This is a genomic window from Sphingomonas sp. (assembly GCF_048595155.1).
GTDB lineage: Bacteria > Pseudomonadota > Alphaproteobacteria > Sphingomonadales > Sphingomonadaceae > Sphingomonas_I.
Map to the genome: position 1 here is coordinate 1 of NZ_JBMDXN010000069.1, position 24,029 is coordinate 24,029.

23 protein-coding genes are annotated in these 24,029 nt (G+C 61.5%); 16 read left to right on the top strand and 7 right to left on the bottom strand.

The window, feature by feature from the left end; genetic code table 11:
• Window positions 1-400: AraC family transcriptional regulator (locus tag ACOJSI_RS10845; protein ID WP_420138304.1), on the bottom strand; the 400-nt coding region annotated here is incomplete at its 3' end.
• Between the two features lie 379 nt (window positions 401-779).
• Between ACOJSI_RS10845 and ACOJSI_RS10850 the strand changes: the two genes are divergently transcribed.
• From ACOJSI_RS10850 to ACOJSI_RS10860, 3 genes are all read left to right on the top strand, one after another.
• The gene (locus ACOJSI_RS10850; protein ID WP_420138305.1) at window positions 780-1,571 is read left to right on the top strand and encodes a MipA/OmpV family protein; all 792 of its coding nucleotides are present in this window, start codon (window positions 780-782) and stop codon (window positions 1,569-1,571) included.
• Window positions 1,572-1,703: 132 nt separating this feature from the next.
• On the top strand, window positions 1,704-2,507 hold the full coding sequence (locus ACOJSI_RS10855; RefSeq protein ID WP_420138306.1) for an SDR family NAD(P)-dependent oxidoreductase: 804 nt from the start codon (window positions 1,704-1,706) through the stop codon (window positions 2,505-2,507).
• Between the two features lie 30 nt (window positions 2,508-2,537).
• The gene (locus tag ACOJSI_RS10860; RefSeq protein ID WP_420138307.1) at window positions 2,538-3,470 is read left to right on the top strand and encodes an alpha/beta hydrolase; all 933 of its coding nucleotides are present in this window, start codon (window positions 2,538-2,540) and stop codon (window positions 3,468-3,470) included.
• Window positions 3,471-3,595: 125 nt separating this feature from the next.
• Here ACOJSI_RS10860 and ACOJSI_RS10865 read toward each other — a convergent pair whose 3' ends face one another.
• Both ACOJSI_RS10865 and ACOJSI_RS10870 read right to left on the bottom strand, forming a co-directional pair.
• Window positions 3,596-5,029, bottom strand: coding sequence for a thioredoxin family protein (locus ACOJSI_RS10865; RefSeq protein ID WP_420138361.1), 1,434 nt, complete (start codon window positions 5,027-5,029; stop codon window positions 3,596-3,598).
• Window positions 5,030-5,140: 111 nt separating this feature from the next.
• A complete protein-coding gene (locus ACOJSI_RS10870; RefSeq protein ID WP_420138308.1) occupies window positions 5,141-5,971 on the bottom strand; it encodes an alpha/beta hydrolase in 831 nt (276 codons plus the stop codon).
• Window positions 5,972-6,139: 168 nt separating this feature from the next.
• Between ACOJSI_RS10870 and ACOJSI_RS10875 the strand changes: the two genes are divergently transcribed.
• From ACOJSI_RS10875 to ACOJSI_RS10890, 4 genes are all read left to right on the top strand, one after another.
• A complete protein-coding gene (locus tag ACOJSI_RS10875) occupies window positions 6,140-6,601 on the top strand; it encodes a RidA family protein (RefSeq protein WP_420138309.1) in 462 nt (153 codons plus the stop codon).
• Window positions 6,602-6,640: 39 nt separating this feature from the next.
• Window positions 6,641-7,132, top strand: coding sequence for a cupin domain-containing protein (locus tag ACOJSI_RS10880; protein WP_420138310.1), 492 nt, complete (start codon window positions 6,641-6,643; stop codon window positions 7,130-7,132).
• A 184-nt stretch (window positions 7,133-7,316) separates the two neighbouring features.
• Window positions 7,317-9,878, top strand: a complete 2,562-nt coding sequence (locus tag ACOJSI_RS10885; protein WP_420138311.1) for a M1 family aminopeptidase — start codon at window positions 7,317-7,319, stop codon at window positions 9,876-9,878.
• Between the two features lie 142 nt (window positions 9,879-10,020).
• Complete coding sequence (locus ACOJSI_RS10890; RefSeq protein WP_420138312.1) at window positions 10,021-10,992, top strand: DapH/DapD/GlmU-related protein; 972 nt, start codon at window positions 10,021-10,023, stop codon at window positions 10,990-10,992.
• A gap of 99 nt (window positions 10,993-11,091) precedes the next feature.
• Here ACOJSI_RS10890 and ACOJSI_RS10895 read toward each other — a convergent pair whose 3' ends face one another.
• Entirely contained in the window at window positions 11,092-12,486 is a 1,395-nt protein-coding gene (locus tag ACOJSI_RS10895; RefSeq protein WP_420138313.1) for an amidohydrolase family protein, read from the bottom strand.
• 400 nt (window positions 12,487-12,886) lie between these two features.
• On the opposite strand from ACOJSI_RS10895, the gene ACOJSI_RS10900 reads away from it, so the two are divergent.
• The 6 genes from ACOJSI_RS10900 to ACOJSI_RS10925 all read left to right on the top strand — a co-directional run bounded on the left by ACOJSI_RS10900 (window position 12,887) and on the right by ACOJSI_RS10925 (window position 18,533).
• The gene (locus tag ACOJSI_RS10900; RefSeq protein WP_420138314.1) at window positions 12,887-13,702 is read left to right on the top strand and encodes an alpha/beta fold hydrolase; all 816 of its coding nucleotides are present in this window, start codon (window positions 12,887-12,889) and stop codon (window positions 13,700-13,702) included.
• A gap of 474 nt (window positions 13,703-14,176) precedes the next feature.
• Window positions 14,177-15,220 carry a LysR family transcriptional regulator gene (locus ACOJSI_RS10905; RefSeq protein ID WP_420138315.1) on the top strand — a complete coding sequence of 348 codons (1,044 nt, stop codon included), beginning with the start codon at window positions 14,177-14,179 and terminating at the stop codon, window positions 15,218-15,220.
• A 116-nt stretch (window positions 15,221-15,336) separates the two neighbouring features.
• Entirely contained in the window at window positions 15,337-16,497 is a 1,161-nt protein-coding gene (locus ACOJSI_RS10910) for a saccharopine dehydrogenase family protein (RefSeq protein WP_420138316.1), read from the top strand.
• Window positions 16,498-16,866: 369 nt separating this feature from the next.
• Window positions 16,867-17,730 (top strand): proline iminopeptidase-family hydrolase, encoded by an 864-nt coding sequence (locus ACOJSI_RS10915; protein WP_420138317.1) that lies wholly within the window; start codon window positions 16,867-16,869, stop codon window positions 17,728-17,730.
• Window positions 17,731-17,745: 15 nt separating this feature from the next.
• Window positions 17,746-18,072: a hypothetical protein gene (locus ACOJSI_RS10920; protein WP_420138318.1), complete on the top strand. Its 327-nt coding sequence runs from the start codon at window positions 17,746-17,748 to the stop codon at window positions 18,070-18,072.
• An 83-nt stretch (window positions 18,073-18,155) separates the two neighbouring features.
• A complete protein-coding gene (locus ACOJSI_RS10925; RefSeq protein WP_420138319.1) occupies window positions 18,156-18,533 on the top strand; it encodes a UrcA family protein in 378 nt (125 codons plus the stop codon).
• A gap of 136 nt (window positions 18,534-18,669) precedes the next feature.
• Here the strand turns inward: ACOJSI_RS10925 and ACOJSI_RS10930 are convergent, their stop codons facing one another.
• The 3 genes from ACOJSI_RS10930 to ACOJSI_RS10940 all read right to left on the bottom strand — a co-directional run bounded on the left by ACOJSI_RS10930 (window position 18,670) and on the right by ACOJSI_RS10940 (window position 21,642).
• Entirely contained in the window at window positions 18,670-19,503 is an 834-nt protein-coding gene (locus ACOJSI_RS10930) for a cupin domain-containing protein (RefSeq protein ID WP_420138320.1), read from the bottom strand.
• A 114-nt stretch (window positions 19,504-19,617) separates the two neighbouring features.
• Window positions 19,618-20,586: a LysR family transcriptional regulator gene (locus ACOJSI_RS10935; RefSeq protein WP_420138321.1), complete on the bottom strand. Its 969-nt coding sequence runs from the start codon at window positions 20,584-20,586 to the stop codon at window positions 19,618-19,620.
• A gap of 279 nt (window positions 20,587-20,865) precedes the next feature.
• A complete protein-coding gene (locus ACOJSI_RS10940) occupies window positions 20,866-21,642 on the bottom strand; it encodes a winged helix-turn-helix domain-containing protein (RefSeq protein ID WP_420138322.1) in 777 nt (258 codons plus the stop codon).
• A gap of 194 nt (window positions 21,643-21,836) precedes the next feature.
• On the opposite strand from ACOJSI_RS10940, the gene ACOJSI_RS10945 reads away from it, so the two are divergent.
• Genes ACOJSI_RS10945 through ACOJSI_RS10955 form a run of 3 tightly spaced genes read left to right on the top strand, consistent with a single transcriptional unit; the run spans window position 21,837 to window position 23,690 of the window.
• On the top strand, window positions 21,837-22,481 hold the full coding sequence (locus tag ACOJSI_RS10945) for an alpha/beta hydrolase (RefSeq protein WP_420138323.1): 645 nt from the start codon (window positions 21,837-21,839) through the stop codon (window positions 22,479-22,481).
• 27 nt (window positions 22,482-22,508) lie between these two features.
• Window positions 22,509-22,985 (top strand): thioredoxin TrxC, encoded by a 477-nt coding sequence (gene trxC / locus ACOJSI_RS10950; protein ID WP_420138324.1) that lies wholly within the window; start codon window positions 22,509-22,511, stop codon window positions 22,983-22,985.
• A gap of 48 nt (window positions 22,986-23,033) precedes the next feature.
• Window positions 23,034-23,690, top strand: a complete 657-nt coding sequence (locus tag ACOJSI_RS10955) for a DsbA family oxidoreductase (protein ID WP_420138325.1) — start codon at window positions 23,034-23,036, stop codon at window positions 23,688-23,690.
• Window positions 23,691-24,029: the final 339 nt, after the last annotated feature.

Sequence of the window (24,029 nt, forward strand, 5' to 3'; positions counted from 1 at the left end):
CGCGCAGAATGGCCGTGTCAAACTCGATCGTCATGCCCAGATAGGGTGTCTCCGGACTGGCGCCGACCATGCGCCCGATCGCCGGAAGCTCGACGTTGACGATCAGGCATTCCATCTCGGCATAATCGAGCGTGACGCCGCCGAACATGATCTGCTTGGCGCCCTTGAATACGATGCAGAGCGACGGTCGGTACATATTGGGTACGGGCATGATCGTCTGGAACGACCGCACGAGAAAGACGCCCGGCATTCCGGTCTCAAACCGTCCCTGCCCGCCTCCACGCGATTCCATCAGCTCCAGCGCGGCCGTCATCAAAGCGGGCGGCGCCTTGAACAGGCGGCCATCCACGCCCCCTGTAGGAAAAGGCAAGATTTCTGCGGTATTCGCCATTCTGGTCATCGACCGATCCTTCTAGCTTGAGCGTGCCAGATCAAGCGAGGAATTCAATTATGTCATCTGCTTCCAAGACGTCAACTGGGAAACAAATAAGAAGCGTCAGCAATATTTTGCAATCTTTCAGCAACAATTCCCGAGGATGGCGGCTTATTTACATTTATCCGCGCTTCATTCTCTTATCCCCATTCTTCGACGGTAGACTTGGGGTCAGTGTCGCAACTGCGATACCAGCCTGATCACCGCCAGACTGATCTTATATTCTCGACCGCGTCTCGCAGCAGCTTGACGCTGCGCAAGCATGCTCGCCGTCACCGTAGGACCCTCGGCTTGCAGGCGCGCGCCCCATGCCGCCCCACGTCCCTATCTGAAAGGATTGCCCGCGATGCGCCACCTGCTGCGTATAACGATCCCTTGTGCCGCGCTTCTTTCTGTTAGCGCGCAGGCCCAAGATGTGCCCTCCAGCAACACACCTCATGGCCAGATCGCGGTCGGCGTCGGCCTTGCGCCGCGCTATGACGGATCGGACGAGCTACGCGCCATTCCCTTCTTCCTCGGCGACGTACGCTATCGCGGCGTGACATTGGAACTGCGCGGCTTGCGCGCGCGTGTCGACCTGGCATCTGACCCGCGGCTCTCTATCGGCCCGGTTCTGGGCGTGCGGCGTGCCCGCAACGACGTCGACGGGCCGGTCGGTCTGCTGCCAACAATCGGCACCGCGATCGAGGCCGGCGGCTATGTCGGCTACCGCTTCGGTGGCGACGCGCTCGGCCAGGGCGCGATCCAGACCGAGCTCACCGTCGTCCATGACGTATCACAAACCTATGACGGCCTGATCGCTACGGGAAGCGTGAGTTACGCGCCGGTTCGGACGCGGGACACCTTCCTCTCGGTCGATGTCCAGGCGAGCTGGGCGGACAGCAACTATAACCGCACCTATTTCGGGATCACGCCTGCGGACGCAACGCGCAGCGGCCTTCCCGTTTACCGTCCGGGATCCGGCTTTCGGGACGTCGGCGCCGGGCTGACCGCGGGTTACTATTTCAATCGACATTTCGGGGTGATCGGCCGGCTTGGCGCATCCTACCTGATCGGCGATGCGGCAGACAGCCCGGTCACCGACCAGGGGCGTCGCTGGCAGCCGCTTGGCGGCCTCACGCTCTCCTACCGCTTTTAGGCGCACCAGCACCAAAGTTTTGGCTCACCCGTTTGCGCGAGCCGAACGCATGTTCCCCTCCGCGCGACACAGTTTCGCCCGTTCCGACGATAACGGAGATCCGCCCTTCCGCCTATTTCCGGAGACACCGGCTTGGACGCGCCACATCGTGGAGGCGTCAGAGCTAACACCAGACATAATCAACAAGGTGCTCCTATGGTCAATCTTGAAGGAAAGCGCGCCCTCGTAACCGGCGGATCTCGTGGGATCGGCGCGGCTATTGCCTTGTCTCTGGCCGAGAACGGCGCAGATGTGGCATTTACCTATAACAATGCAGTGGAAAGGGCGCGTGCGACTGCCACATCGATCGAGAATGTGGAACGACGCGCCGTGGCTATCCAAGCCGACAGCGCCGATCCGAACGCTATCGCGCGATCGGTCGGCGAGGCCATGTCGTCGCTGGGCGGTATCGACATCCTGGTGAACAGTGCCGCAGTCGGCCACGCCGGCCTGATCGCCGACATCGATCTGGATTCCTATCAGCATGTCATGGACGTCAACGTGCGAGCCCCGGTCCTGTTTGCGAAGGCTGTCATTCCTCACCTCGGCAGCGGCGGTCGCATCATCACGATCGGCTCTGCGCTGGGTGAGCGCGTTCCCTTTCCGGGCACAACGCTCTACGCGATGTCGAAGGCGGCCCTTACGTCGTTCACGCGCGGGCTTTCGCGTGAACTTGGCCCTCGCGGCATCACCGTCAACCTAATCCAGCCGGGTGCCACAAACACGGATTCGAATCCGGCCGACGGCGAAACCGCCGACTTCCAGCGAAGCCTTACATCGCTGGGTCGCTATGCCGAGCCGCAGGAGATCGGCAATGCCGTCGCCTATCTTGCGAGCCCGGCAGCCGACATCATCACCGGGGCCACGCTGACCGTTGATGGTGGCGCCATAGCCTGAACTATCCCTGCTTCAAACTTGGAGAACAAGATGAGCATCGAATTGCGCCGTGCCCGCTTCCAGAATGACGGGCGCGATATCGTCGGTCATCTGCGCCTGCCGCCTGGCTTCGAAGAGGATGGTCGCTATCCGGCGATCGTCGTCGTGGGGCCAGGGAGTTCGGTGAAGAAGCAGGCTGGCGCGGTTTACAGCGAGAAACTTGCCGAACGCGGCTACGTGACCATCGTCTTCGATCCCTCTTACCAGGGCGAAAGCGGTGGCACGCCGCGCGATACTGAAAATTCTGCCGTTCGTGTCGAGGATATACGGTGCGCCGTCGATTATCTGGTGACGCTGCCCTTCATCGATGAAGAGCGGATCGGCCTGCTCGGGATCTGCGCAGGCGGCGGCTACGCCATCAATGCGGCGCTGATCGAACGGCGGTTCAAGGCCGTTGGAACGGTTGTTGCCAACGATCTCGGCACCGCATTTCGGCGCATGCAACCACAAGCCGACGCAGTGGAGACGATGTTGGCAGCGATCGGCAAGCAGCGCACGGCAGAGGCGCGTGGGGCGGAACCCAAGCGCAACGCCTGGCTGCCGAGCGAAGCAGAAGCGAAGGCGACCGGCATCGCCGATCCCACGCTTCTGAACGCGATCGATTATTACCTCACGCCGCGCGGTCATCACCCCAACCGAACCAACCAGCGTCTCTTCACGAGCGACGCCCTTTTGTTGGGCTATGACGGCTTCCATCTGGTGGAAGAATTGCTGGTACAGCCGATCCAGGTCATCGTCGGCGGCAAGCTTGGAACGACCTTTTCGCATGAGGCCGGCAAAAGCCTGTGGGAGCGGGCGCGAAACCGGAAAGACTTCATCGTCATCGAGGGCGCCGATCATTACGACATGTATGACAAGCCCGAATATGTGGATCCGGCGGTTGATCACCTCGTCGCGCTCTATGATGAGCATCTGCATGCTTGAACGGAGTTCTCCACACCCGCCGGCATGATTGCCGTCGCTTATGCCGGCTGTTCAAACACGCAGGCGCAATGCCATCCTCATGAGCCTTCTGCGCAGCGCAAGGCCAGGCATGGCTGCTTTAGCTCTCATGAGCTGCACGTCGCACTATAGCTTCGGCACCAGCGTGCATAGGCCTTGCGCCAGGCGTCGACTCGGTCTCGCGTGGTTGTCGAGTAATTGCCTCTGCCTTGCGCCGCTGCCGCCAGAACGGTTCGCGCGCTCGCGTTCACGCCCGGCCCGTCCGTAGGAGTCATCCTGATAGCAGTCATGGAATAATCGATGGCCCAGCGAAGCCGGCTATCTTCACCTACGGCGGCCTCGGCGGCCCGCCGCGCCCATCGTACGGCGAGAAACGTATCGCCGCGCTGCGCCTCTATTTGCCCCAGCGCGCGCATATAATAAGCGGGCACAGCAGCATGGCTGAGGTCGTTTCCGAGTATACGAGCTGCCTCCCGCGCGTCGCCGGCTTCCACTAGAATGTCGGAAATCGCCTCAAGTACGGATTGCCGCAATGCGGGGGTATGTGCGGCCCGCTCCGCCTGCCCGATCCGCCGGTAAATCCTGGCGACCACAGCCGCCGGAATACGGCCCCCATTATCGGCTTTCGCTAAGACGATCTCGGCATCAAGGGTCCGCACGCGATCTGCGAGGCCGAGTTGTTCATCCTCCGCTGCCTTGTCCAACACGCGCAGCAAGTGGTTGCCTAGCGCGGTGCGCGCGGGGGAAGGCGGCAGCGCCGCAATCAAGCGGGGTGCGACATAGCCGAGATAAGGCAGATTGGAGCTTACCTCCTGCTCGCTGCCGATCAACTCCGGCAGGATCTGCCACACCTCACTCTGTTCTGACGCAGACAGCGTCGTGCTTGCGGCAATCGTGCGCGGCGTCAGCGCATAGATTGCAAAACGACGTGCCAGCTTTGGGTCCGGCGCTACCACCGCGAGCCGTTCAAGCATGTGCGCGTTTGCGGCCCGGTCCGCGAAGCGTCCGCTCGTGTCCAACCAGTCGTAGGCGGCGATCGCTTCCCACTGGTCATGGGTAAGTTTTCCCGGGTCGGCGAGCGCCTGCCCTAGCAAGGCGCTAATTGGCGCCGCCTGCGCCGCCATCGCCCGCAATGCCGCGGCAAATTGCGCAGGTGCAGCGACACGGGACAACCGCATCACTTCCGAACCGTCGGATCGAAGGACGATGATCGTGGGATAGCCCCCGATGTGGAAGCGATCGCCCCACCGCTGCGCGCCTTTCGCATCCCCATCCAGATGGACAGGCAAGAAATGGCGCATCTCAGCGACGACGGACGCGTTCCGGAAATGGGTCGCTTCGAGAGCACGACACGGAGGGCACCATTTCGCTCCCCAGTAAAGCAGGATCGGCTTGCCCGTTTGCCGCGCATCCCGGAATGCCGCATTGACATCGCCTTCCCGCCACGCGATCGACTCCGGCGTTGCCGTTACCTGCGGCCCAGCTTGTTCAACCGAGCGCGGCCGACAGCCGATGACCACAAGCAACCCGCCAAGGATCATGCTGGCTCGAAGCCGGTTCAATTGCGAGCGTCTTGCGATGTGCACGGAAAGGCAACCTGCCCTTCTCCATACCGTGGCACGAATGAAAGATGCTCATCTGCGGTTGAGGCTTCAGCTGTGACGGTCCAGCCAATGACTGATGGCGGAGACGACGCTGCGTTCGATCCCATAATAGCCGTGCGGCGCCAGCGAACCACACGCGTTCGCTGATCGTATAAGCCCGCCTGATACTATCAGAACCTGCACGTCGCGGCTTGTGCGTAGCGCTTCGCTGATCCGGCGCGCCGCCCCCGGTGGTGCCACCCGGCATTGATCGTCTCGATTAGCGACGATCAGGGCCGGAACATGCACATCCCCTGGATCGGCGTCGAACACGGTCTCGCCGCTTCCGCCTTTGACGGAGACCGACTCGGTCAGGACCACACCCGCGATGGCGCCTTGCTTCGCGTGCGCCGCGCCGTTCATAGCCGCGATCGAGCCTTGGCTGGTGCCTAACAGGAACACCGGGCCCGGATTTTCCCGTTTGGCGAGCGCCACGACGGCGCTGATCAGCTGCGCATAATCTGGCGAACTGCGTTCGCCGCGAAGATTGAGATGATCGATCGTGTCAGGAATGAGCACGCCGTAGCCCTGGCTGTTCCAGAGCGCGCGCGTGCGCACCACAAAATTATCGCCATGGAGAATATGGCCGTCACTCTGCAGGTCGAGCTTGCCGTCTCCACCGGGCAGCATGACGATTGTTCCGCGAGCACGGGCCGGCGCCATGTAAAGGAGGCGGTCAAAACCGATCGCGGAACGGAGGTGTAGGACCTTGACCACATCGCCGACGCTGGGGGTACTCCAACGCGCCTCATCGCCGGACTGCGCTGACAGTCGGCCTGCCAGCGGCGTCAATCCAAACGCGATGGCCAGCATGCACAGAGGGAATAGCCGCCGTACCATCTTACCTCCTTCGACGCCGCGTCGAAAAAGCTTCTTTATCTCGCATCGAGAGGAAAGATCGGGAATTCCGGATGAAGCCGGGTCCACCGCGTATGAGAAAGGATCAATCCCTTGGCTCAACGTGCTCCAGTAGGCGCCACCCCCATAGAGGTTCGAGGTGATTCATCTATGAAGAAAGTCTTGGGGCGATCGGCATTGCTGCTGCTCTCGATGTTGCCCGTCGTGAAGGCACGGGCGCATACCACACCGAGTGGGCCGACCTTCATCGCCGGCCCGGCCGGTCGGCCTTTTTCCAATGCGGTTTTGGTCGACAACATTCTCTATATGTCGGGCCAGATCGGCACCGACGGCCAGGGCAAACTGGTCGATGGGTTCGGCCCGCAAGTACGCCAAGCCATGGACAATATCATGGCGGTGAACCGCGACGCCGGCGGTACCGCTCAGGATATCTTCAAATGCACCGTGATGCTGGCGAACATGCAGAATTGGGGCAAGTTCAACGAGATCTATACCGGCTATTTCGACCCGGCGCATCTTCCGGCGCGGAGCGCCTTTGGCGCATCGGGCCTGGCCTTGAATGCCGAGGTGGAGGTGGAATGCTGGTCGAGACCGAGCAACCACAGAAAGTGATCCCCCTTCCCTTCTGATCGATTACCCGAGGATTATGAAATGACCGATGATGCGCATGGCTTGACCAAGGTCGCCGCAGGCGATGGCCAGCACTTCGCCGTCGCTGGAGCGACACTTACTTGGAAAGTCCGGAGCTCGCAGTCGGGCGGCGCTTTCTCCTTTTTCGAGCAAACCCTTGAACCGGGTGAAGGCGTGCCACTTCACGTACATGGCTATCCCGAGGCATTTTACGTATTGTCGGGATCCATCATCTTCTCTTCGGGCAACGACCCTGAGCAGGTTGAGCATTGCAGGACCGGCGATGTCATCCTGGCATCTCCGGGAACGAAGCACAGCTTCTACAATCCGGGACCTGACCAGGTCAGGATGCTGAGTATTTCCTCCGGAGCTCACGAAATATTCTTCGACGCAGTTGAGGCTGCAGACCGAGCGGCACCATTTGGAGCTTTACCGCCCGATCAGGCCATGACCCGCGTTGTTGCGATTGGCGCACAAACCGGCACCCATTTCAGCATCCCGTCCAACTCCTGACCGTCGCAGGTAAGGAGGTGTGAGGTGCGAGCGTCCGCCAACGCTTGCAATTCTCGAAACAATACAGAGGAAAGCTTAGCAAATCGACCGGGAAGATCATAGAGATCCCATTGCCATCGTGATCTTCCGGAAGCCTTTGATGATTGCTGCTCGTCCGCGCGTTAAGAGCGCTCCGATCAAGGCTATGCTTACGGGCTGCGTAATCCTCCTGGCCGGACACGCCATGCCGGCCGCGGTGGCGGAAGGGCTGTCCGTTCAACCTTCACGCTATCGGCTGGATCTCACCATCCGTCCGGAGCAGCCCCGTTTTGAGGGCCATGTCGAAATCGACGTGATGGTGCGGGGCAGAGGCCGGTCGATCGCCATTGACGGACATAAGCTGCATGTCAGCCATGCGGCACTTCGGCAAGGCGCGGCGACCATAGCGGCGACGTACCGCGAGCTCGACGATGACGGGCATGCACAGCTCGACTTGTCCAGGCCTGCCCGCAACGGCCGCGCGACGCTGGTGATGGACTATGATGCGGCTTTTCAGGATGAACTGGCCGGCCTGTACCATGCCCGGGTCGGGGACCGCTGGTACGCCTGGACCCACTTCGAATCCCGGTTGGCGCGCTACATGTTCCCAGCCTTCGATCGGCCGCGTTACAAGACGCCGTTCACGCTCTCGATCGCTAGCGCGCCTGGCCAGATCGTTGTGAGCAACGCGCCTGAGGTTCGACAGACCGCAGCGGGGCCGCTCGTTCGTCATCAGTTCGCACCCACGCCGCCGCTGCCGACCTATTTGCTGGCGCTTGCTGTGGGTCCGTTCGCCACGTCCGCCGGCGCCATCGCGCCCGACGCGCAGCGCCATCATCCGCTACCGCTGCGTATCATCTCGCCGCAAGACGGTGCCGGCAAACAAGCGTTGGCTCTTTCGCAGACCGGACCGATCCTCGCACAGCTGGAGGCCTATATCGGCCGCCCCTATCCGTTCGCTAAACTCGACCAGATTGCCTCCCCTTTGATGTCCGGCGCAATGGAGAATGCGGGGGCGATCATTTACGGCCAGGATGAGCTGCTGCCGGCCGATCCGGCGTCGCCCCTGGCGCAGGCCGCCTTCGTGCGCGACGTCTCACACGAACTTTCGCATCAATGGTTTGGCGATCTCGTATCTCCGCGAAGCTGGAGCGATCTTTGGCTGAATGAGAGCTTTGCCAATTGGATGAGCTACACGATCGGCGACGCCTGGCGACCCGATCTCCAGATTGGCACCCAATTGACCCAGGAAGGCCTGGACGGAATGAAGCTCGACGAGCTGTCGGCCAGCCACCCCGTGCACATGCCTGTCGGTGAAGATCAGGACGGCTTCTTCGACGAAATCACCTACGGCAAAGGCAGCCAGGTCTTGGCCATGGTCGCCAATTATATGGGCGATGCCCGTTTTCGCGCTGGCTTGCGTTTCTACCTGCAAAAGTTCGCGAACAAGAGTGCGCAAAGTCAGGACTTCTTCGCCTCGCTTGCCCACGCGGCACATGATCCGAAGATATTGGCGGCGTTGACGAGCTTTGTCGATCAGCCGGGCGTGCCGATCGTCCGCTTCGAACGGACTGCTGACGGTTTTCGGGTGAGCCAGGCGCGCTATGCGTTGCTGGGCGGCAAATTGCCACCACTGCGCTGGACCATCCCGATCTGCTACCGCACCGATCTACGCCATGCTTGCGTGATGCTCGACCAGCCCGCAACCGAGATTGCTGAACGAGACGTCCGGCACATCATGCCGAATGCCGATGGCAAGGGCTATTACCGCTTCGCGCTGTCGGCGGCTGATTGGCAGGCGCTTATTCACACTATGCCGGCCATGGCGCCCGCCGAGGCGCTGATGAGCACGGACAGTCTCTGGGCCGGCTTCGCCGCCGGAGAGACGCCTGCAGACCTGCTGATCCTGGCTGCCGAGAAGATGGCGAAATCCTCCTTTGCGCCCGCGGCGGTGCAAGGCGCGAAAGGTTTCTCCGAACTTCACAGCGAAGGGATCATCGGCGGACCAGCATTGGGTCAATATGAGAATTGGGTTCGCACAACCTATCGCCCTGTTCTCGATGCGCTTGTCAAAGACGGCCCATCTTCGGGCAACGACACGCCCGAACGTCAGAAGCTCCGCGCGGAGCTGCTACGCCTGCTGGCGAGCGAAGGGAATGACCCGGACGTGCAAGCCCTTCTGGCGAAGACAGCCGAGGACGATATTGCTGGGAAGCCGGCAAGCCTCCAGCCTGGACTGGAGATACCCGCTTACGCAGCATATCTGCACGCAGATCCCACCGCGCGGACCCCTCAGCTATTTGCAATATTGCTTTCGAAGCGAGGGCCGTCGGAGGTGCTCAGCTATGCGCTGGGCGAAGGCGCCGATGATGCTGCAACCACGTGGCTGCTCGATCATCTTACCGATCCGGCGCTCACCTTCTTCGATCGCTGGCATATCCTGATAAGTCTCAGCGAACGGGAAACTGGCCGCACTCAGGCGCTTCGCTGGATCGCCGCGCGTATCGGCACTTTCAAGGACGGCGCAGAACTGGAATTTCTCATGCGGACCAGCCGATATGGCTGTTCCGCCGATCAGGCGGATCTGTTCAGCAAAGCTTTTCGGCAGAACGCATCCAGACATGCCGGGCTCAAAGCCAGCTACGATCTTGGCATGGAACGCATCTCGACCTGCATGCGGCTCCGCCAATCCCGGCCCGATGTCACGGCAGCATTTAGCCGTAGCTAGAACTCGCCCGGCCAGATGGCGCCGCCGCTTCTCGAGATCCCAAAATGAGAAGACTTCATGACTGCCTGAGCAGAGCCAAGCTGCAATGACGTGTTACGCGGTTATACCCAAAGCCACGGGGCGCGTATTATTGGAGCAGCCGGTGAGCGTAAGCGCGACCGCCTTTGGCGTAGCAACAATCGACAGTGTCGGTGGCATCCTCGATTGTTGGTTCCCCACCCCGCGTCTGGGCGAAGGGCTGCCGAGCGAGCAGCGAGTCCCGGACAGCAATGGCGACGAAATTGACGCGCTGAGCGACGTCTATGCGGGCGCGATCGGCTATGATCCGATACGCAACGTCCGGCGCGTCGGCATAACGGTCTCGATCGAAGATCTGGATGGCGCCATATTCGGCAGCGCGGATGCTTTCTTGAGGCTGCACCTGCTGAGCCATAGGCTGGTCGCGCCCAATACAATCAACCTCGACGGGCTGCTCACGACCCTGCGACAGGACGTCGCATGGACCTCAGCCGGACCGTGTTGCCATGCCGAATTGCCACGCATCATGGCACGTGCTCGCGCCGCCGGCATTCCGCTTCACGTTCGCAGCATCTTCCCGGTGCCGCCGATGCTGGATTATGTTTGGCCTGAAGGCGTGATCATTGCCGACGGCCTGCGTGTATTGCTAGGCGCCTATCTCTCGCCGGGAACAACCCTTACGCCGGAAGGTGCCTGTGGCTTCAACGCCGGCACGCTCGGCCGCTGCATGGTCGAGGGCCGCATCAGCATCGGGGTAGTGGTCGGCGCGGAAACCGATGTCGGCGGTGGCGCGTCATTGATGGGCGTGACCTCCGGTGGTGGGCGCCAGATTGTTTCGATCGGAAAACGCTGCCTTCTCGGTGCAAATTCGGGTGTGGGCATTGCGCTGGGCGATGACTGCGTCGTCGAGGCAGGATGTTATGTAACGGCTGGCACTTTGGTCCGCTGTCCGGACGGCCAGGTCGTAAAAGCGTGGCAACTGGCGGGACGCCCTGACCTCTTGTTCCGTCGCCACTCCCAAAGCGGAGCGTTGGAGGCAGTTGGGAATAACAGCCGTTGGAACGGCCTGAACGCCGCCTTTCATCACGCAGCTTGAGCCTTCCTAGATCCGTGCTGGGCCTCGCGGGCTGCCCCCGCGATGCCCCTTTTTGTCAGCGACCTGCGGGCCCACCGGGCGGCAGACCGCCAACGGGCACTATTGAGCAGACGCAGGCTGTCCAGGAACGGCCCATTCGGCGGCCGGAATGCTGACCAGACCATCGTCTGTTCTCATTTCAGCTCGGGTGGTCGGAACATAGGCGCTACGAAGATATTGTCGGCCGCGCTTCACCGTCATTTGGATGCTTCGAATGTTCCGAATGTCCACCGATGGATCAGCACGCAGAACCACGAAATTGGCTAGCTTGCCCGTTGCCAGGGAGCCCATATCCGCAGCCTGACCGGCCGCCTCTGCCCCGACCAACGTTGCAGAGTGCAAGACCTGAAGAGGTGGCATGCCGACATCGCGCGCAAGAAACAGCAGTTCGTCATGCACTTCGGGCCAATCCTGGCTGGGTGCGGCCGTGTTGTCGGTGCCGGTTGAGATGGCGAGCCCTGCCCGCCACGCTTGTGCGGTGATGCGCGTAGCCACGGCTCCCGTGCAACGGGCAGGCCGATGGGTGGGATCCGCCTTGAAGGCCTGTTCGTAGGCCACGAAGACGCGCCCGGTGGCATCCAATATCTCGCCGCGCCGCTTCATCTCCCGAAAAAGCCCGGCCAGGACAGGATCGTCGCCTTTGGTGGCAATCAACGCATCCGGTACCGGCGTATGATCTTCATAAGCCGCCGGCATTTTGGGGAACGCCTGATAGGCGAGGTAGCAAGCATGACTGACCACATCCACGCCTGCCCCAATCACATCGGCGGGTCTGGCCGGAAACACCGCACCGTGGGCCCATACGAGCATATGTTGACGATGCGCCTCGCGGGTCAGCGCGCCTACCTGCTCCGGCGATAAATCGGCGTAGATCTTGATTGCGGTGGCAGAGGTGCCGCGCGCTAGCGTGATCGCTTGACCGATGTCAGCATGCGTGCCGATGGCTTGCATCCAGGGTGCAGTGCCTGGGACAACGCCCCGACTCTCGGCGATCACGCGCTCGTCCCCGAAGAAGGGTGGCCCCGCGACCAGCGCTGCGTAAAAGATATCCGGTGCAGGAATCTCTCCGACCAGAGCCTCGCGCTTCAACTCGCCGACCGGACGCAGATCGTCGGCCATGTCCCGCACGGCCGTTACACCGCCATACAGATCACGTCGCAACATAGCCTTGGCAACAGCATTATCTGGCGGGGTCTCGAGATGAACATGGCTGTCGATCAGGCCCGGAATGATGAAGCGCTGGGAGACATCGACTTGGCGGGCATTGCCGCCGCGGGCAATCGAGCCATGCGCACCAATGGCGACAATGCGTTCGCCGTTGACCAAGATATCCTGATGGGGCTTCGGCGGCGATCCCGTTCCATCGATGATGGTGGCGTCGGAATAGAGCGTATCGATGGAAGGGCCGTCCGTCGATACCGCCGCCACTGGCGCACACGCCATGCTGATCAGCAAAGCAGATGCGACGGCCCGCAAGGCAACACCAGCACCGCGCCGAGCCAACTTTCCTTTGGGCACCCAACAAGCTCCTTTGTTCGTCCTGGATCAGCAGCAGCCGGCATCACGGCGAGATTTAGAAAGTTCGCCGGCGCCCGTGCACGGGCGAATGATTACCATGGTTCCTACGCGAACGTACGTGAGCTGGCCTCAGCTGCGCTTGAACACAGCCGGCTTGCGGAAATAATCGCTGAGGCCCGATAGCGCCCCTCAGCGCCCCAAGAGCATGACAGCATGCTGATCCTATGCTGCCTTCCCGAAGACGGAAATAGCGACGTGAGGCCTGTCCGCGGCTTTAATTGCTCAATGCTGATCGGGCCTGCGCAATCTCGCTTTCGACCATCTTGCAGAGGCCAGAATGAACTTCCCCAGAAGATTCGTTGAACTTTCCGGTTCTGTCATGAGCGTCATAGACGTCGGCTCGGGACCGGCCGTATTCCTCGGCCATGGATGGTTGTGCGACGCGGCCATGTGGTCGGAACAGATTAACGCACTGTCGAGAAGATTCCGCATCATCGCACCCGACATGTGGGGCCACGGTCTTTCCGCTCGGCTTCCGAAGGGCACAAGCAGCATGGTCGATCTGGCACGCCAGCATCTGGCGGTGCTGGACAGCCTGGACGTGAAGAAAGCAGCATTGATCGGCTTTTCTCTCGGGGGACTGTGGGCCGGCGAGCTCGCCTTGCTGGCTCCGGAACGCGTATCCGCTTTGATCTTGATGGCCACCTCGCTCGGCGCGGAGCCGCCGGCCTCGCGCGACGCCTATTTGGCCGTCGTAGACACCATTGGCGACACTGGTAAAATTGCACCCGAACTGGCCAACAGCCTCGTCTCACTATTCTATTCCGAGGCGTTTCAAACCAGCGCACCCCATATTGTCGATGCACATCGCGGTCGGCTGGAGGGCTGGCGAGCAGACCGCCTGAGGGACAGTGTCGCGCCGATCGGTCACCTCATTTTTAACCGGCGCGATGCACTTGCGGATCTGAAGACGCTGGAGACGCCGATCCTGTGCATGGCAGGAATGGACGACCGTGCCCTTGCGCCGGCCAGAGTAGCCTCGATGGCAGAGACGATAGGCAGCCGCTTCCTCTCCCTCCCGCATGCCGGCCATTTGTTGCCGCAGGAAGCAGGGCCCGACATCAACACGCTGCTGGCCGACTTTCTTCAATGAAGATGTGCCCCCCGACCAGCGCATCTCTGCGTCGTGGGGGCAGTTTGCCCGCATTGATGCGCCGGAGCACGGGCGTGGCATCAACCTGAGCAGCCGGTTGATCGAAGCACGCCGCGTCCTTTCCACATGATTTACCAACATGGCGTCATGACGATCTTTCAGCAGCATTTCAGCCCACCAGAGCCCAAGACTGCGGCGTCTCAACCCTAGGTTCAGGATAGGATAAATGCAGGTCGCCCCTCGTTCGCGCAGATTGAGGCCAGGCCGCCACGACGACCCCATTGTGCCAAAACCTTGAAATTTTGTTCAAAACGGGCCTGATCCTGCTTCAGTCGCGCGTTAGCTCGCCTCAATTGCTTTAAGACCGACCTCTGCCCAAATGCCGCCGAGTGCTGCAACGCAACAGGGTCGGGAGAACAACGACCGCCCCTGCTGTCCGGAGACGCGCGTGTCGCGCCGGTGATTAGGGTAGATATGACGAACGGACAGCTGACCGACCTCGATCTGCGGCTATTACGCGTCATGAACGCACTGCTGGAACATGGCAGCGTCACGCGAGCCGCTAGCGCCCTGGGCGTCACGCCATCGGCAGTCAGCCATTCGCTGTCCGCCCTTCGTCTCCGCTTCGGCGATCAGCTGTTTGTACGCCACGCGGGAGGTCTCACCGCCACGCCCCGCGCCTTGGCGATACAACCCAAGCTACAACGCGCGTTGATCGACTTGGAAAATGTCCTTGTCGAGGATGCGATATTCGATCCGGCGACGTCCGAGCGGCAATTCTCGCTGGCATCGACGGATTTTCTGTTGGAGCAGCTCCGCGCGCTCGTGTCGAAAACACGTGATGTCGCCCCCCGCGTGGGCATGAGCCTGTTCGGCGTCAACGGTCCGTTGAAGGAGCAGCTTGCCTCCGGCGAAATCGATCTGGTGCTGACTTATGGTCATCTGGAGAAGTTCTTAGGGCTCGATCACGATACGATGCGTGTCACAGCGGCTGCGGACCGGTTCGTGTGCATCATGCGGCCCGATCATCCAGCCGCGCAGGAAGGCTCGCTCGACCTCACCCGATTTGCCCAACTTGATCATATCCTCCTCCGTCTCCCCAGTCAGGGGCCTGGTCTGATCGACCGTACGTTGGAAAGTATGGGCAAGCCCCGGCGCGTGATGCTGACGGTGACCAGTGCCGCCGCCGTGGTTAAATATGTCGAGAGCTCCGATCTGATCGCGACCATCCCCTACTGGCATGTCCACGACGCCGTTTGCGCAGGCAAGATCATTGCCGTTCCTCCCCCGCTCCACCTGCCGTCGGCCGACATTTATTTGTGGTGGCACATGCGGGTCCATAATGAGCCCGCGCACATCTGGTGGCGTGGCATGACACTGAAATATCTTGTCGGAACCGTCCCACAGCCAATCCACCGCGCTACGGATCGCGCTTCGCTTCCTTCGAAGCATCCAAACCGTCCCCGGCTCAATACAGTTCGGCTGCCCCCTCATCCACCCCCCTCCAAACTTAACTAGTCATTTACACAAATTTATTGCAACTCACCAGATGATAACCATTCATTGCAGTATGATTTAGTTTTCATTTTCTATTCGCAGCCATGCCGATATCGCAATCGGGAAAGGAAGTGCGAATGAATGAGCGCTCGATTGATATTGCTGTATTCGGCGCGACCGGTTTTACCGGAAGTCTAGTTTTGCAATACCTCATTAAATACTATGGAGACCAGCTTCGTCTCGCCGCTGTCGGCCGCAACGCAGAAAAGCTCCAACGGCTGCGCGAGGCAGTCGGTGGAGAAAAGGTCGCGGCGCTAACCGCGGATGCGGCCGACCCGGCTTCGCTGAGGAAGCTAGCTCGCAGCGCCCATGTGATCGTGTCCACCGTCGGTCCCTATCACGCTCAGGGTTCGCCGTTAGTGCAGGCCTGCGCAGAGGCAGGAACGGATTATTGTGACCTGAGCGCCGAGCCGGACTGGATCCTGGGCATGATCCACGAACAAGGAGCTTGCGCAGAGCGCACCGGCGCCCGCCTTCTTTTCTCTTGCGGGTTTGACTCGGTGCCGTCGGAAATTGGCGTCATGGCCATGCAACGCCAAGCAATGTCTCGGTTCAACATGCCGCTCAGGCACATCGGCTATCGGTATCCAGCCGAACCGCCTCCACTTTCCGGGGGAACGCTGGCCAGCCTGCGGGGCAACCTTGAGCGCGCCCACAACAATCGGCAAGTCGCCGCCCTGCTCGCGAACCCGTTCAGCTTGACGCCCGGCTTCCGCGGACCTGTGATTGACTGCAATCCGGTCACCTATGATCCTGTGATCAAGGAGTGGACCGCCCCGTTCATGATGAGCTTCATCAACGTGCCCAACGTACATCGAACAGCCGCCTTGCTCGGCCATCCCTGGGGCCGCGACTTCATCTATGATGAGCGTATACGAGCCGGAAATGGCCCGGCTGGTCGAATGTTGGCGGAAGCCATCGCCAAAATGCCCTCGCTTCTGGAACTGCAGGACATGCCCGCCCCGGGTGAAGGTCCGGATGCGGCGACACGCGATGCCGGATCTTGGACCATTCTTTTCTATGGGGAAACCGCAGGCGCCGATCGCATGCGCATGATGATGCATGGCGTGGGGGACCCCGGCTACGGATCGACGAGCAAGATGTTGGCCGAAACCGCCATTTGCCTGCGGTACATGGCACGGAAGCGCGGCGGCGCGCTCACGGCTGGCGCGGCACTGGGACAGCATTTAGAGGCGCGCCTTGTCGCGCATGCCGGAGTGACGATCCTCTTCGACTAAGCGTGCAGCCTGCAACTTCAATGAAACGTGAGTAGGCCTCATTTTCTATTGAGAGATGATCGCGTTCAATAGCGCCGTATCTCGCTATTCCATCGTCACAATCTGAGGATCACGACGATGACGCGATCATCACACCGTGTCTTTCTGCAATCGAACCACCAAAATTCCCGTGATGCTGACAGGAATGATTTATCGAGCCGCTCGATCGAGCGCACGATCGTCGATCGAAGAGCATTATCCCTGGGGATTTTTTTGGGATCTCTCCTGACAGGAGTGTCCACAGCGGTGTTTGGCAAGCCGCTTTATTCAACGCTGCCTGCGCCTGATCCTGCAGATTGGGATCCGCCAATATCGCCGGTCAGCGAGGACATGGTCCAAGGCCCCAACGGTGAAATCTATGTGCGCAGCTACGGCCAGCCAACGTCGCGCACCCCTTTGATCGTGCTGCATGGGGGGCCTGCCGCGGGGCATCGCTACATGCGCCCTTATGCGCGGCTGGCCGCCGATCGCCGCACGATCTTCTACGACCAAAGCGGGTGCGGCCGATCGGCACGGCCGGCTGACCTCGGCAGCTACACGGTCGATACCTATGTGCGCGAGCTGGAGGCGGTGCGTGCCTGGAGCGGTGCCGCCCAGGTGATCCTGCTCGGACATAGCTGGGGCGGAGCGCTCGCCTTGGCGTATGCCGCAGCCTATCCGCAGCATGTGGCAGGCCTTGTGCTGGCGGGCACTGCCGCGCGTATCGCCGACTTCGAAACTGCCGCGCAGCGCTGGCTGGCCGCGATGGGGCCGGACGCCGTCAGGATCGCCGCTACCGAGGAAAACGTCGGAGGCGCGCCGTCCGCACGCTTCCAGGCGCTGCAGGACGCCTATTATCGGGAACATCTGCTGCGCCTGCCGAGCTGGCCCGACTGGTTCACGCAGGTAGCAGAAGAGGCGGCCGGCAATCCCGTCTACCGCTATCTTAACGGTCCGAGCGAATTCCGTTTCACCGGGGCACTCTCCTCGTTGGACCTTACCGATACCCTTCCCGCCTTGCGCGTGCCGACGCTCATCACCTGTGGTGAGTTCGATGAAGCGCCGCCGTGGGTTGGCAGCAAACTCGCTGCCCGTATCCATCTCGCCCGCCTGCACACGTGGCCGGGCCTCTCGCACATGGCCCATATCGAAGCGCCGCAAACGGTCGTGCCGGCCACCGCGCACTTCCTCCACTCGATCGATCGAACCGCCTGAGCTTGGAGCCAAAGGATGCACAGCCCGATCCCGCCGCAGCGAACCGAGCGCCTGCTCTCCACGCCACACATCATCTTCATGGTCATAGCGGCGGCGGCTCCTTCGGCCTCGATGATCGGCAACCTTCCCATCGCGATCGCGCGTGGCGCCGGGCCAAATGTGCCGGGCGCCTTGATGATTGCTGGCCCGATATTGATGGCCCTCATGGCGGGCTGCGCGCTGCGCGCCCGGCGCACGATCGCCCGATCGCGCTCAGCAAGACGCGCGGAGCTGAACGACGCGCGAACTGTCATCGAACGGCTGTACCGACGAATTCGGCCCAACCCCGGCGGCTGTGCTTAGGAGCGCGGCTCGCTATTCGATCATGATCCGGGGCCGAAAGCGGGATCATGATCCGATATCTACGTGTCAGGAAAGGATTATCCATGCGTAGCTCGATCTTAAAAGCGCTCGCTCTGGCGATCTCTACCGGAATGGTGGCACCGATTGGTTCGGTGATGGCGCAGGACGCACCGCCGGCTATCCGCATACCGATTGCAGGACTGGACCTCACCTCAGCCGCGGGCCGCAAAATACTCGATTTCCGCATTAAAATGGCCGCTGAACGACTGTGCGGACCCTATATCGTGGGAACGTTGCTCCGGCCTACCCGGTGCATCAAGAATGCGGAGCAAAGCGCTCAACCCGCACGCGATTGGTTGATCGCTGAGCGGCAGGCCGCTTTGAACACATCGTCCTCGGTTCCCGCCCCAGTGCGAACCGCTCAGATCCATGCCGATGGTGACAGCTTCCGGCAAAGGTGAGCGGCCAGCGAACAGACACCTGCGCGGATCCCCTTGATACCCTAGCCGATACTCCCGCTTCTCAATCCCGCGCTCATCGCCGGAGGTTGAGAAACGGAAGTTCGGTTAAGCCTGCATCGCGCCGGACGGCGATGATCTACAACCGCCCGAGCCGCGTCAGCAGCTCCGCGCGCTGACCTTCCTCTTCGCTGGTGGCGTGAGTAAAGCAGCCTTCCTGCAATTCGCGGATCACCCGCATCGTCGTTATCGCCAACAGCCCCGGCTGAGGCGGCGGTGATAGTAGACCCTGCCGCCCGCCGTCGAGAGTGGCGGCAGACAGGCTCGGTTGAGCCGCGGGTGCTTGCCCTGATACTGCCCCGCCGGGCGCAAGCATCGGCGTGACGCGCGCGACGGCGATCGCCTCATCGCGATCGCTGACGCGCGCCAGGACGTCTATCCTGTGGCCAAGTGCTTCAAACGGCGCGAGAGCCGTGTCGATCGGGCCCGGCCCTGGTGCCTCCAGCATGGCGGTGTCCGTGTAAAAATGGATGCCGAAAGTGGCCGCCGCCGCGACCATCTGCTTGATCTCTTCGCCCGCCAGCGGCCGCGGCGGCGTATCGGGATCATCGACCCGGGGACTGACCGCACGGACAAATTGCTCGAACCCGGCGGGCGCGCACAGCAGAAGATGCGCCTCCGCGGTTTCGCCGGCGTTGAGAAGACGATGCACATGACCGGATGGAAACTGGATTGCCTCTCCCACCTGTGCAACCTTCGCAACCCCGTTCGTTTCCGCGGTCAGCGCGCCTTTCAGGACGACCGAGATTTCCGTTTCGATATCATGCAGGTGGGGCGGCGTCGCATGCCCGGCCGGTACTCGGGAGACGAGCAGGGCATAACGTCCGCCCGTCTCCTCTCCCGAGATGAGGATGGTCATGACGACGCCGGCGAACAGATAATGCTCTTCTTGAAAGCGTGCAGTGAGTGTCATTTCGATTTCCTGTGAGGGGAGATCGGTTTACCGCCGCGCGCCCGTCAGCCGAGGGCATGACGGCTCACATGCACGTGAGCCAATGACAGCATCGCCTGGCTCGCTCCGTCGCAGTCAGTCCCGGCGGTACGGCCCGAGCGCGTCGATCAGCCGCCTGCGCCACCAGACGTGACCCGCATCATGCTGATACCGCGGATGCCACCATATATGCGCCGTGCTGAACGGCAGGTCGATCGGCGGACGCCGGATGACGCCGCCCGCCCGCTCGGCGGCACGTGCCGCGACCGTCTTAGGCAACGTCGCGATCATGTCGGATTCGGTCGCGTACCAGGCGGCGGCCATGAAGCTCGGCACCGCGGCACCGATCCGGCGGCGAGCTCCCACCCCTTCCAGCGCCGTGTCGACAGCGTCGACGGTTTCGCCGGCGAGGCTAACCATCACGTGCGGCGCTTCAAGATACGCTTCGAGCGTGAGTTCCGGCGCCTGCGCAGCGGGATGATCGCTGCGCATCACGCAATAATAAGGCTCGCTGATGACGCGACTGCGCATCAGCTCACGATTAAGGCCCAGCACGGTTTCCAGCTCGGAGCCGGCCAGCACCAGATCCAATTCGCCGGACGCCAGCTGTTCGAACACGTCCAGCCCGACTGGCCGGAAGCGCAGATCGACGGACGGCGCGCTTCGCCGGATGTCGGCAACCACCGGCGGCAACATCATGAACAGGTAATAGTCGGGCGCCGCGAGGGAAAATTGGCGACTGGAGGAGGCCGGATCATAATCGGCTTCCGTCTGCAATAGTACGGCGAGTTGGGTGAGGCTCTGCCGCAGGGCGGGTTGAAGCGCATTGGCTAGCGGCGTCGGCTCAAGCTTGCCACGGGTGCGAACCAACAGCGGATCGCTGAACCGTTCGCGCAGCAATCGCAGCGAATGGCTCACGGCTGATGGCGTAACCGCTAACAGTTCTGACGCCCGCGAGACGTCGTTGGTTTCCAGCACGGCGTCCAGAACCCGCAAGAGCCTGAGCTCGCTGTCATTCACTTTGAAATTCTTCATCGTCTCGCCAATCCGCAGCAACCGGTCCATCGGCGCCGATCCAGCGGAACGGCTCGCACAAGAGGAGACGACGCGCCGCCCGCTTTATTCCAACCCGCAGAATTTTAGCTATATTGTGGCAGGCAATGCCATCGGCTCATCCTCGACTGAGCGCCTTTTCGTGCGCGTCGGCACACTCCATCCCAGAGAGCAGACGTACGCTAGATCTGCCCATCAAACCTCGTGCCGGCAGTGCGAACGATCAAATGCAGGAGCGCGCCGGAGCCGCTGAGCGGCATTTCCAATGATTACTGGCGAGCGCATGCGCAATCAGGCGATTTGCACGTCTGCATCCAGAACATAGCCGATCGCCCGCTCCGTCCGGATCAGCGGGGGATGTCGCCCGTCATCTCCCAATTTACGCCTAAGCCGCAGGATCCTCACGTTGATGCTGCGATCATCCACGTCCTCATGGATACGCGTCGCTTTGAGTAGATGTTCGCGCGTCAGAGGCCGGCGTGGCGCGACAACGAATGCGCTCAGGAGGGCGAATTCACCTTTGGTCAGGGTTACGCTATGACCGACCGGATTGGTAAGCTGGCGCGTGCGCTGGTCGAATTGCCACCCGGCAAAACGATAACATTGCCCCTCCCGCCGCATCGGGTGCAGCATATCCATCGCCCGCCGTCGCACGTTCGCACGGACACGTGCCAGCAGCTCCGGGAGGCCGAATGGACGCGTAACCACGTCATCCGCGCCAAGCTCGAGGGCAACGATCCGATCGGTTTCCTCATAGCGTTGGCCCGCCAGCAGGATCACCGGAACGACGCTCAGTGACCTCAGTCCGCGCAATAAGTGTAGCGCGTCCGTGCCGACATGCGAGCCAATGACGACTAGATCGGGCTCACGGCACGAAACCACCCGCAACATTGTCTGGTTGTCACCAGCCAATACCGCGCGCATGTCGTGATGGTTGAAATAGTCTGCGATCGTCCGCCGCGTGACCAGGTCGTAATCCACGATGAGAACACTGGGCTTTTTCTTCGTGAGACTTACGCTGCCGAAGTCCATAACACCCATGAGCTGCTCCACGATCGCCCAAAGCACAGGATCTGCCATGGCAGCGGGTCGCGAAGCAGGATGAAGCGACAGCTAGACCGCCTTCATCCGACGCCCCACCGCCTGGAAGATTTTCGCCTTGGCTCCTAAGGGACGATCGAACAGCGAACCATAATGTCCCTGCTCATGCTTATGTGAGCCATAATCAAACCAGCAGGGCGATGGGCGTGAAAGGAAATCATATGATCGACGGCCCCCGCCTTGTTCCACTTTCCGGCGAACGAGCCAATGCGCTGGTCGTTCTCGTTCACGGCTACGGGTCGAACGGTGACGATCTCATATCGCTCGCGGCGATGATCCAACCGGCCCTGCCCGCTGCCGCCTTCGTTGCACCCAATGCGCCCTCGATCATACCCAACATGGCCAACGCGCATCAGTGGTGGCCGATCGAGACCTTCTCGGCTGCCGAACGTGCCGCCGGCGCCGCTATGGCCGCTCCGGAGCTCGACAGCTTTCTGTCACGCGAACTGGAGGCACATGGCCTGCCGGACGAGAGGCTGCTTCTGGTTGGCTTCAGCCAGGGTACGATGATGGCGCTGCACGTCGGGCTGCGCCGGACAAGGCCCGTCGCCGGTATAATAGGGATCTCCGGAATGCTGGTCGCTCCCGACACGCTTGAAGCAGAAATTCGAAGTCGGCCACCCGTCTTGCTCATTCACGGAACGGCAGACGATGTGGTGCCGTTTCGCTCTCTCCAACTCGCGCGCGACGCGCTGAGCGCGGCGGACGTCCCGGTTGCCACGCACGTGTCTGCAGGTGTTGGACATTCGGTCGATCAGGACGGACTGGCCGCTGCCACAGAGTTCGCAGCCCGCGTGCTCGCCTAATCTTCTCTTCAACAACACCCGCACCATATGGGACTGGTCAAGAAGGAGGGTGGCATGGCAACGGCAACCAGCAACGCACTGATCGTAACGTGTCCCAGCTGCGCCGCCCCTAACCGCGTTCCCCGCGAGCGGATCGGTGAAGGCGGCTCTTGCGGCCGATGCAAGACCGCGCTGTTTTCGGCGAAACCAGTGACGCTGACAACTTCGAATTTCGACGCCCATGCCGTCCGATCCGACCTTCCCCTGCTCGTCGATTTTTGGGCATCATGGTGTGGGCCGTGCCGTCAAATGGCACCCGCGTTCGATGCAGCGGCCAAACAGCTGGAGCCCTGGGTCCGCCTGGGCAAGCTCGACACCGAGGCGGAACAGGCCATCGCCGCTCGCTATGGCATCCGCTCGATTCCGACGATGATCCTGTTTCGCAAAGGGAAAGAAGTGGCGCGCCAGTCTGGCGCCATGCCGGAGCGCGCAATCGTTGATTGGGCCCGGGGCGCCGCCCGATAACAGCCGTGCGGGATTGATTGGCTTCGACACCGCTCAGGAGAAACCGTGATGACCACCCATCTGAAGATCGATTTCGTCTCCGATGTCTCCTGCCCCTGGTGCGTGATCGGCCTCCGCGGCCTTGAAGAGGGGCTGGCGCGAGCGGCAGACGCCGTCGATGCCGAGATCGTGTTTCGACCTTTTGAGCTGAACCCGGCAATGGTTCCGGAAGGGCAGGATCTTGATGACCATATTGCTGAGAAATACGGATCGACCAAAGCCCAGTCGGCAGCCAACCGGCTCATGATCCGGGATCGCGCGGCGGAGTTGGGGTTCACGATGTCGACCGCGAACGGCAGGCGTATCTACAACAGCTTCGATGCGCATCGCCTCCTGCATTGGGCTGCACAGCAGGGCCGGCAAAAGGCGCTCAAGCAGGCGCTGTTCAAGCTCTACTTCACTGATGACGGCGATCCATCGGATCATGATGCGCTTATCGCCACGGCAGAGGCTGTCGGACTGGATCCGGACGAGGCGCGGGCGATCCTCTCCTCGGATCGATATGCCGAGGCGGTGCGTACCGAAGAAAGGCTGTGGCAGTCGCGCGGGATCAAGGCGGTGCCTGCCGTCGTCGTCAACGAGCGCTATTTGATCTCTGGTGGCCAGCCACCCGCCGCCTTCGAGGAGGCACTCCGCGCCATTGCCAAGGAGATGGCAGCGGCTTGATGCGATCAAGCTCATCGTAAGTGACGCGGGCGGATACGATCTCGCTGCAGATGCGGTTCGCGCCATCCCCCAGCAGAACAGACGGCATTCGATACGGCGCCGAGAACAAGCTCCTCGTCAGCTTCTTGATGATCTTGCAAGATCCGGCTGAACCGGCCGATAGCCGCTGCAGGAGACGGTTATTGCCTCTATTGTTCCGGCGCATCAAGCGATTGAAAAGTGATGCTTAATTACTGACTGAGCCATTGTCGCCGCGCCCGAGATCAGCAATCTTGAAGGAACGCCATCGCCGACGCCGCGTTCGAGGCGGAATTAGGGGCATGGACGACTGACGGCGCA